Annotated in this window: 6 protein-coding genes and 1 tRNA gene; 5 read left to right on the forward strand and 2 right to left on the reverse strand. The window is 46.1% G+C overall.

Annotation, left to right across the window (positions count from 1 at the left end; all coding sequences use genetic code 11):
- The first annotated feature begins 4 nt into the window (after positions 1-4).
- Positions 5-2,158: an RNA degradosome polyphosphate kinase gene (locus AB5026_RS13505; RefSeq protein WP_059085223.1), complete on the forward strand. Its 2,154-nt coding sequence runs from the start codon at positions 5-7 to the stop codon at positions 2,156-2,158.
- A 127-nt stretch (positions 2,159-2,285) separates the two neighbouring features.
- Here AB5026_RS13505 and AB5026_RS13510 read toward each other — a convergent pair whose 3' ends face one another.
- Positions 2,286-3,449, reverse strand: coding sequence for a ComEC/Rec2 family competence protein (locus tag AB5026_RS13510; protein ID WP_368213484.1), 1,164 nt, complete (start codon positions 3,447-3,449; stop codon positions 2,286-2,288).
- A gap of 225 nt (positions 3,450-3,674) precedes the next feature.
- A tRNA-Glu gene (locus AB5026_RS13515) sits at positions 3,675-3,746 on the reverse strand.
- Positions 3,747-3,959: 213 nt separating this feature from the next.
- Between AB5026_RS13515 and AB5026_RS13520 the strand changes: the two genes are divergently transcribed.
- From AB5026_RS13520 to AB5026_RS13535, 4 genes are all read left to right on the forward strand, one after another.
- Positions 3,960-5,639 (forward strand): GGDEF domain-containing protein, encoded by a 1,680-nt coding sequence (locus tag AB5026_RS13520; RefSeq protein ID WP_118608263.1) that lies wholly within the window; start codon positions 3,960-3,962, stop codon positions 5,637-5,639.
- Positions 5,626-7,530, forward strand: a complete 1,905-nt coding sequence (locus tag AB5026_RS13525) for a GGDEF domain-containing phosphodiesterase (protein WP_022426612.1) — start codon at positions 5,626-5,628, stop codon at positions 7,528-7,530. Before AB5026_RS13520 ends, AB5026_RS13525 begins: the two co-directional genes overlap by 14 nt.
- Before the next feature lie 287 nt (positions 7,531-7,817).
- The gene (locus AB5026_RS13530) at positions 7,818-9,743 is read left to right on the forward strand and encodes a type IIA DNA topoisomerase subunit B (RefSeq protein ID WP_022426613.1); all 1,926 of its coding nucleotides are present in this window, start codon (positions 7,818-7,820) and stop codon (positions 9,741-9,743) included.
- 15 nt (positions 9,744-9,758) lie between these two features.
- Positions 9,759-10,417 (forward strand): DNA gyrase subunit A (locus tag AB5026_RS13535; protein WP_368213487.1); only part of this gene is annotated, 659 nt, incomplete at its 3' end.

Consider the following 10,417-nt stretch of genomic DNA (forward strand, 5'->3'; position numbering starts at 1 on the left):
TTGTATGAAATTTAAGGAATTTGACAAACCGGAATATTTTGTAAACAGAGAGCTGAGCTGGATCAAATTTGATGATCGTGTGCTCAGTGAAGCCAGAGACAAAAATCTACCTCTGTTTGAGAGACTGAAATTTTTGAGTATCACCTCATCCAATCTGGATGAATTTTATATGGTTCGTGTTGCATCCCTGAAGGATCAGGTTCATGCAGGGTACAAAAAAACAGATATTGCAGGAATGACAGCCAAGGAACAGCTGAAAGCCATCAGCCGGCAGACACATGATCTTGTTCACGTACAGTACAGTACATTAAACCGGTCTCTGGTCCCTGCACTTGAAAAAGCAGGACTTCATGTGATCTTTGAGCACGAGGCATTTTCCGAGAAGCAGAAAGAATTTGTGGATCAGTATTTTGAAGATAATGTATATCCGGTCCTGACACCAATGGCAATGGATTCTTCCAGACCGTTTCCTCTGATCCGTAATAAAACGTTGAATATCGGAGCACTTCTTTCCAAAAAAGATACCAAAAAAGGAAAAGAAGAGATTGATTTTGCCACTGTACAGGTGCCTTCTGTACTTCCGAGAGTAGTGATCATTCCATCTGAGAAAAAAGGCCATACAACCGTAACACTTCTGGAACAGATCATTGAGCGCAACATCGACAAGCTGTTCTTAAGCTATGATGTGATCTGTGCCCATCCGTACAGGATTATGCGTAATGCGGATCTTCCTATTGACGAGGATGAGGCAGAGGATCTTCTGGTTGAGATCCAGAAACAGCTGAAAAAGCGCCAGTGGGGCGAGGTGATCCGCCTGGAAGTGGAAGATAAGATGGATCCGCGGCTTCTGGATATTCTGAAAATGGAGTTTCAGGTTCATGGAGATGATATCTTTTTTATCAACGGACCGCTGGATCTGACCATGCTGATGAAGGTTTATGGTATTGACGGATACGATCAGTTCAAGGAACCGAAATACAAACCGGCAGCAGTGCCTGCATTTCAGAATGATAAAGATATTTTTCAGGTGATCAGGGAGGGTGATGTGTTCCTGCATCATCCGTATATGAGCTTTGATCCGGTGGTGAATTTCGTGCGTCAGGCGGCAAAGGACCCGGATGTACTGGCAATCAAGCAGACCCTGTATCGCGTCAGCGGCAATTCACCCATCATTGCGGCACTTGCTCAAGCCGCAGAAAACGGCAAGCAGGTTTCTGTTCTTGTAGAGCTGAAAGCGCGTTTTGATGAGGAAAACAATATCGTCTGGGCAAAAATGCTGGAAAAGGCAGGCTGTCATGTGATCTATGGTCTGGTGGGCCTGAAAACACACAGTAAGATCACTCTTGTTGTGAGAAGAGAAGAAAACGGGATCCGCAGATATGTGCATCTGGCAACCGGAAACTATAACGATTCCACAGCCAAGCTTTATACAGACTGTGGTATATTTACCTGTGACGAACGGTTTGGAGAGGATGCAACTGCTGTGTTCAACATGCTTTCCGGATATTCCGAGCCGAAGCGCTGGAATCGCCTGATCGTTGCACCGATCTGGATGAAGGACCGTTTTGTAAAAATGATCGAAAGAGAAGCGGAGCATGCGAAAAAGGGAGAAGAGGCTCACATTGCGGCAAAGATGAATTCTCTGTGTGACCCTGAGATCATTGCAGCGCTGTATTATGCTTCTTCCTGTGGTGTCAGGATCGATCTTCTGATCCGCGGCATTTGTTGCCTGAAGGTGGGCATTCCGGGTATCAGCGAAAATATCCATGTGCGTTCGATCGTCGGTAATTTCCTGGAGCACAGCCGTATTTTCTATTTCCGCAATGGCGGTTCCGATGAAATCTATATGGGAAGTGCGGACTGGATGCCACGTAACCTTGACCGTCGTGTGGAGATTGTTTTCCCTGTGGAAGATGAGCGGATCAAGGAAGAGATCATGCATGTGCTGGATCTGGAATTCCGTGACAATGTAAAGGCACATATCCTGCAACCCTCCGGTTTGTATGAGAAGCAGGACAAACGTGGCAAAACGCTGATAAATTCCCAGATGGAATTTTGCAGGGAGGCTACCGAGCGGGCCAAGGCAGCAAAAAAGGAGAAAAAAGAAAAGAAGAGAGTTTTCGTACCGGCTGAACCGGCGGAGGATATTATAAAATAGTAAAAGAAAAGGACAGCCTGTCATATCAATTTATGATACAGCTGTCCTTAAATAATGTTCTCAAAGATTATCCATATTATGTCAATACTGCATGATATTCAGAAAACCTGACAGCATGCAGACGTTTCTAATAACACTTCTTGCAGGCTTTATACCCTGCAGCTTCGGCCTGGGAACGTGTCATTTCTGTGGCATTATCCGGATTCATATTTCCGCAGTTAGGGATCCGGTGGTACTTGCTTCCGGTAGCGGAGATCCAGACCATATCACCCACTGGCTCCGGATCGGCCTGCACTCCGGTCTGAGGATCTGCAGCAGCCGAATCAGAAGATCCATAGCCGGACGCACCGGAATCCTTATAAGCGGAGGAAGGCTGTGTGCCGATATCCGATTCATCTCCAGCAGAATAATCATTACAGGGACTCTGGTTCCACTGGATATTGCTTCCGTCGCTGACTGCGATCACCGTACCCTGCTCATCAGTACGAAATACCTGTATTCCCATATCCGCAAGCTTATCCATGGTATCCTTATGAGGATGTCCGTAGGAATTACCGGCGCCGCAGCTGATCACTGCATATTCCGGAACAGTCTTCTGGAGCAGATCCCAGGTGGTGGCAGTGGCAGAACCGTGATGTCCCGGAACGATCACATCGCAGGAAAGATCAAGTCCCAGATCACAGATCGCTTCCTCCCCGGCAGATTCTGCATCCCCGGTAAAAAGAAAATGGTTATTTCCGTTTTCCAGCCGGATCGCAACAGAATTGTCGTTATCGTTGCTGCTGATCGATTGAGGAGAAAGAATCGTAAATTTCCCGCCTCCGAAAGCAAAATCCGTTCCGGGCTCCGGATGCTGCACAGTTAATCCCTGAGAGGCAACACTGTTTTCAAAAGATTGATAGATCTTTGTATCCTGTATATAATCTGCACCGATCACATTTTTTACGGAAAAGCTGTCCAGGCATCCTACAAGACCAGCCACATGGTCCTCGTCATAATGGGAGGAGATCATATAGTCAATGATGGAAATATTCTGTTTCTGCAGATAGGAAACCACGAAACTGGAATGTCCTCGGTCACCGCCGTCATACAGGAGATTCTGCCCCTGTGACTGGACCAGGATCGAAAGCCCCTGCCCTACATCCAGAAAGTGTACAGCCATTGTTGTGTCAGCAGAAGCAGCCTCGGCTGTGTAAGCAGCAGAGGGAACTCCTGCGACTGTTAGCAGAACAAGCAGCAGAGAAAGAAAAAATGTCTGCAGCTTTCTGCGAAAAGAACGTTTGTGATGCATGAGAAGTCACCCCTTATCTTAAGTATTTTCAGGGGAAATTATAAAACAGAAGAGAAAGAAAAGCAAAATAATATATGTGAAAATACAGAAAACAGATAAACAGGAAGAACGAAATTTTTATATGCAATGTTCAGAGCAACGTTTGAAAGCGATAACAGGAAAAAGTGAAGTATAACAATCACAAAAAAAGCAGTCAGAATAAAAATCCTAACTGCTTTCTGTTGATAGCCAGTACGGGAATCGAACCCGTGTTTCCGCCGTGAGAGGGCGGCGTCTTAACCCCTTGACCAACTGGCCATATTCATTTGTGTCGTTTGCTCTTGATTTCTGTTGTTTCCCGCAACCGACTTCGTTAGTATATAATACTTTCTTACAAAATGCAAGCACTTTTTTTCTTTTTTTGAAAAAAATTTTCACCCTGTTTTTTGACAATTTTTTTGACGGAAAAATCGATTGATGATATGATAGATACAAAACGAAATGGAATAAAAAAATATAAAGAGGAAGAGTATGGATTACAGAAAAAAGAAAAATTTGATATGGAAGGGAGAATCCTTTCTTTTTGTTGTGGTACTGCTGGTTTTTGGCGCGATCTTTGCGGCGATCCACACAGGGGGGCTGATCCAGAAGCAGGACAGTGTACAGCTTCTTAACAAAGGATGGTACTACATAAAAGACGGAAAAAAACAGGAGATCACCCTGCCTGCGGAAATTCCGGCAAAAACAGGTGAAAAGCTGATCCTGTACAATGAAAGTCTGGGAGCGGAAAGCAGAGGAATGACCGTGGTTTCTACAGGAGCCCAGTACGATCTGGTGATACGCCTGAATGGAAAGATCCTGTATGAATATAAGGAGGCCATGTTTTCCAAAAATGTGCAGATGCGTTCCAAGGTGCAGTGCATCGCCGCTCTGGGTAATGACACAGAGGGAAAAGTCCTGACGTTCAGCTATTCTGCGCCTCAGAGAGGAAAATATGTTATAGAGCCGGTATGCATAGGAACCGGAAGTGCAATAGCCTGGTATCAGATCAGAAAAGCAGCCATTCCTTTAGGGGCGGCAACGATCATGATCGTATTAAGTATGATCGCCCTGTGCATCTGCATCTATATGAGAATAAGGCAGATGCCGGACAGACGGTTCCGGGATGTGGCACTGTTCCTTATGATGTGCAGTATCTGGCTGGTGACGGACTCATCACTGGCACAAAGCTACAGCAGATGCCCCGAAGTATTATGTCTCATTTCTTTTTATATGTTCATGCTGCTAGCAGTTCCGATGTTGCGTTTTTTGCAGAATATCGGAAACATGAAAAAATACAGGCTCCTGGATCTTGGAATCTTTACATTTTATCTGAATGCTGTTTTACAGGGAGTTCTGGTGATCCTGGGAGTCTTTGAATTTAAGGATATGCTGTTTGTAACACATATCCTGCTGTTTGTGTGGGTCCTGATATCAGCGGTACTTCTGATCCGGGAGTACCGGAAGCATAAACAGCGTGAGATACATCTGCTTCTCATTGCATATATCATCGTGGGAACAAGTGGTATCATAGCGCTGATCCTGTACTGGCTGTTCGAGATTTCCTACTATGGATCCATTTTTGAATTGGGAAATCTTGTGTTTCTTGTGCTGGTCATTGCAGACGCAGTCATGATGATGGCAGACAATGTCCGTTACCGTCTGGAATCCCAGGCTTACGAACGACTGTCCAGAGAGGATGGGATGACAGGACTTGAGACGAGAGCCAATTTTGAGAAAAAACTGGAAAGTATTTCCGCAGATATGGGCAGATACCGGGATATCCTTCTTATGTATATCGATATCGATCAGCTTCGCGTGATCAACGAAGAATACGGACGGGCTGCAGGAGACGAGATGGTGGTGATCTCGGCCAGATGTGTGGAGAACGTTTTCCGGGAAAAAGGAACCTGCTACCGCATCGGCGGGGATGAATTTGCGGTTCTGGTCTATGAGCCGGAAGTACCGGACGAATTCTGGCCGGAACGCCTGAAAGAAGAGCTCCGGAATATTGGGAGAGGATGCAGACATCGTTTTTCGTTATCTCTGGGATACAGCCATCTGCGGAATAAGGATGGTTCTCTGAAATCCATAGGAGAATGGAAATATGAGGCAGACAGGAAGCTTTATGAGAACAAAAAGAAGGAGGATTTGAAAAATGGAGTATATTAACTGTTTTCAGATCACATCCCTTGTTCTGGTGACGATGATCGCGATACATTATTTTTCTCATAAAAGACTGAACAATGCGGAAAACAGGAATTTTGTATGTTTTCTGGCTTTCAGCGGCGTTTACGTGCTGCTGGATATGCTGAGTGCGGTGATCGCGGGAGGCGGCAGCAGCGAAGGCTGCAGAATGTCAGCGCTGGTCCTGACGCTCTATTATTTCTGTGATGTCATACTTACCTATGGGCTTTTCTGCTACATTCGGATCATCACCGGAAGACAGAAGGAGAAGTATAAATGGCTGAAAACCGGCTGGGTGGTCCTGCCGGCTGCAATGCTGCTGGCAGTTACAGCAAACTTACGGACGGGATGGCTTTTTTATTTTGACCAGGAAGGTAGATTTATCCGGGGAAGTTTTCATTTTCTGCTCTATGGATATGTATTCTTTTTTATGCTGGTGATCGTTGCATTTATGTTACTTTATGGAAAAACAGCAGAAAAAGAAATACGGCGCACCATATGGAGATTTTGGTTTATCGAAGCAGCCTGCCTGTTTCTCCAGATTGCCGCGGAAAGAATACTGCTTACCGGCTTCGGACTTTCTGTAGGACTTTGGCTGATCTATCTTACTATGAACAATCCAGGTGAATATACGGACAGTATGACAGGTTTATTTGACAAACAGTATTTTGACAAATGGATCGGAGAAAAGCTCTATCGAAAAGAAAGCTTTCATCTGCTTGCTGTGGATGCCCGCAATATGAAGCAGATCAACCGGATCTACGGTACCAGAGTGGGAGATCAGCTGCTGATCCGGGCGGCGAAGGGATTTCGGGAGATCACGGATTCAGTGCAGATCTTTCGTATCACAGGCAATTGCTTTCTGGCAGTGCTGGACTCGCTGACAGATTATGAAAAAGCCAGAGACGGCATAGAAGAATTTCTGAAAAAGCCGTTTTTTATCGAAAACGAAAAGGTGTCGTTCCATGCTGCGATCTGCGGGATCATGAATGCGGAAAAACTGGAAAAAGAGGATAGTATTCTTTCTTATATTGAATATATGATCTCTCTGATACAGAACCGTCAGGATACGGTCCTGATCCAGTCGGACAGCAAGATCCTGGAGGGCTTCCGCTATGAACAGGAAGTGGAGCATTTTCTTCAGAAGGCTGTGAAAGAGGATCTGTTTGAAGTATATTATCAGCCGGTATATTCTATAAAAAACCAGGATTTTATTACTCTGGAGGCACTGAGCCGGCTGAAACATCCTGCTCTGGGAATGATCCCGCCGGATGTGTTTATCGGGATCGCGGAAAAACAGGGAATGATCTCGGCAGTGGGATGTCTTCAGCTTCACAAGGTCTGCCGTTTTATAAAAGAACATGAATATATCATGAAGAAGATCCGGAATGTGAAATTCAATCTTTCTCCTTCTGAATTGATGAAACCCGGATACAGCCATGTGCTTATCGGGATCATACAGGGGTATGGATTGGATCCGGGATATTTTCAGTTTGAGATCACGGAAAACGTGGCAACCGAATACAGCGAAAGCTTCTGCACAGCCATTGATGATTTTGCAGAAGTGGGGATCCACATGTGCCTGGATGATTTCGGTTCCGGTTATGCAAATCTGAACGCAGTTCTTCGCATTCCGTTTTCAGCAGTAAAAATGGACCGTTCTCTTTTGTCCGGGGTCAGCAGCGATCCTCAGACGGCTACCTTTTATCGCAGCATTGTCATGATCCTGCAGCATATGGGATATAAGGTGATCGCAGAAGGCGCTGAGACCGAAAAGGAGGTAAAGCTTCTGGAAAAATGGGGTGTGGATATGATACAGGGATATTATTTTTCCAGGCCCCTGTGCGAGGAGAAGCTTCTGGAAAAAATTTCCTGAAATGATCAGAAACAGGCGGAAAACATGCTTTCATAAAAAGCAGGGTTTTCCGCCTGTTGTATTCAGACAGACACAAATTGCTTGAAGTTTACAGATACTTTTGATAGAATAGATAGGCTGTGGCGGCTGAAGAAAGCGATTTTTCGGAAGACCGGTTCCTTGAACTGCCACGCGTATCTTTTGGAAAAATTGCAGAGAAAAGATGATCATGTGGACTTTACAAGTACATATATTTTGAGTATAATACAAACAAATGTTCGAATATAAAAAAGAAAGGAATCAGTGGAATGGCAAAAAAAGACACTTATGATGCGGGCAGTATCTCTGTCCTGGAGGGCCTCGAGGCCGTGCGAAAGCGCCCCGGTATGTATATCGGAAGCGTATCCAGAAAGGGACTGAACCATCTGATATATGAGATCGTAGACAATGCGGTGGATGAGCACCTTGCAGGGTACTGCAGCCGTATCCATGTAGTTCTTGAGAAGGACGGTTCCTGTACAGTAGAGGATAATGGACGAGGGATCCCGGTGGATATGCATGCCAAGGGAATATCTGCGGAGCGTCTTGTTTTTACAACCCTTCATGCAGGCGGTAAGTTTGACAATTCCGCATATAAGACAAGCGGCGGACTTCATGGTGTAGGTTCTTCCGTAGTGAACGCATTATCTACGTATCTGGATATTAAGATCAGCCGTGATGGCTATATACATCATGACCACTATGAGAGAGGAATCCCTACCATTGAACTGGAAGCAGGACTTCTCCCCAAATTAGGGAAGACCAGAGGTACCGGAACCTGTGTGAATTTCCTTCCGGATCCGGAGATTTTTGAGAAAACAAGATTTGGAGCAGCGGATGTAAAGAGCCGTCTTCATGAGACTGCCTATCTGAATCCGGAGCTTACCATCCATTTTGAGGATCGAAGAGGGGACACTCCTGAGGATATCGAGTATCATGAGCCGGAGGGGATCGTAGGCTTTATCCGTGACCTTAACAAGAATGCACAGCCTCTCCATGATCCGGTTTATTTTAAAGGAGAGGCAGACGGGATCCAGGTGGAGGTTGCTTTTCAGTTTACCAATGAGTTCCGTGAGAACGTTCTCGGATTCTGCAATAATATCTACAATGCAGAGGGAGGAACTCATCTGACCGGATTTAAGACTACATTCACAACGGTAATGAACACCTACGCACGTGAGATCGGTGTACTGAAGGATAAAGACCCCAATTTTACAGGTGCAGATATCCGAAACGGAATGACTGCTGTAGTCTCCATCAAACATCCGGCACCCCGCTTTGAGGGACAGACCAAGACCAAGCTGGATAACCAGGACGCATCCAGAGCCACCGGCAAGGTAGCAGGAGAACAGCTGGTACTGTTTTTTGACCGAAATCTGGAAACACTGAAGATCGTCCTTTCCTGTGCGGAAAAGGCGGCCAAGATCCGTAAGACCGAGGAGCGTGCCAAGACAAACCTTCTCACCAAACAGAAATACTCTTTTGATTCCAACGGCAAGCTGGCCAACTGTGAGAAAAAGGATCCGTCACTGTGTGAGATCTTTATCGTAGAGGGAGATTCCGCCGGCGGTTCGGCCAAGACAGCCAGAGATCGTAACTATCAGGCGATCCTTCCAATCCGCGGTAAGATCCTCAACGTAGAGAAGGCTACCATCGACAAGGTGCTGGCCAACGCAGAGATCAAGACTATGATCAATGCCTTTGGCTGCGGCTTTTCCGAAGGCTACGGAAATGATTTTGATATCACGAAGCTTCGTTATGACAAGATCGTGATCATGGCCGATGCGGATGTGGATGGTGCTCATATCTCTACTCTGCTTCTGACCTTGTTTTACCGTTTTATGCCGGAGCTTATCTATGAGGGACATGTGTATATTGCCATGCCACCTCTTTATAAGGTAATGCCGAAGAAGGGGCAGGAGGAATATCTCTACGATGACAAGGCTCTTGAGAAATACCGTAAGAGCCATAAACCGGGAAGCTTCACGCTCCAGAGATACAAAGGTCTCGGTGAGATGGACGCCCAGCAGCTCTGGGAGACTACCCTGAACCCTGAGACAAGAATGATGAAGCGTGTGGAGATCGAAGATGCCCGCATGGCCTCCGATGTGACAGAGATCCTGATGGGAAGCGATGTTCCGCCACGTAAGGCCTTTATCTATGAGCATGCAACAGATGCAGAGCTGGATATTTGATTGGGAGAATAAACTATGAATACGAAACAGGACAATATCATCCGCACCGATTATGCGGAGATCATGCAGAAATCATATATCGATTACGCCATGAGCGTTATCATTTCCAGAGCACTGCCGGATGTACGTGACGGACTGAAGCCGGTACAGCGCCGTACCCTTTACGATATGTATGAGCTTGGCATCCGTTACGACCGCCCGTACCGTAAATGTGCCCGTATCGTAGGAGATACTATGGGTAAATATCATCCCCACGGTGACAGCTCCATTTATGATGCGCTTGTAGTCATGGCGCAGGAATTTAAAAAGGGTCGTACACTGGTGGACGGACATGGAAACTTTGGTTCCATTGAAGGCGACGGAGCCGCAGCCATGCGATACACAGAGGCCCGCCTGGAGAAGCTGACCCAGGAGGTTTTTCTGGAAGACCTTGATAAGAACGTTGTGGACTTCATGCCGAACTTTGATGAAACAGAGAAGGAGCCGGTAGTACTTCCGGTGCGTATCCCAAATCTCCTTGTAAACGGAGCAGACGGAATCGCCGTTGGTATGGCTACCAGTATCCCGCCGCATAACCTGGGCGAAGTGGTGGATGCTGTGAAGGCATACATGAAGAATAATGATATCAGCACCCGTGGGCTGATGCGTTATCTCAAGGGCCCGGATTTTCCGAC

This window comes from Blautia sp. RTP21359st1_E11_RTP21359_211015, from assembly GCF_040910705.1.
GTDB classification, from domain to species: domain Bacteria; phylum Bacillota; class Clostridia; order Lachnospirales; family Lachnospiraceae; genus Blautia_A; species Blautia_A fusiformis.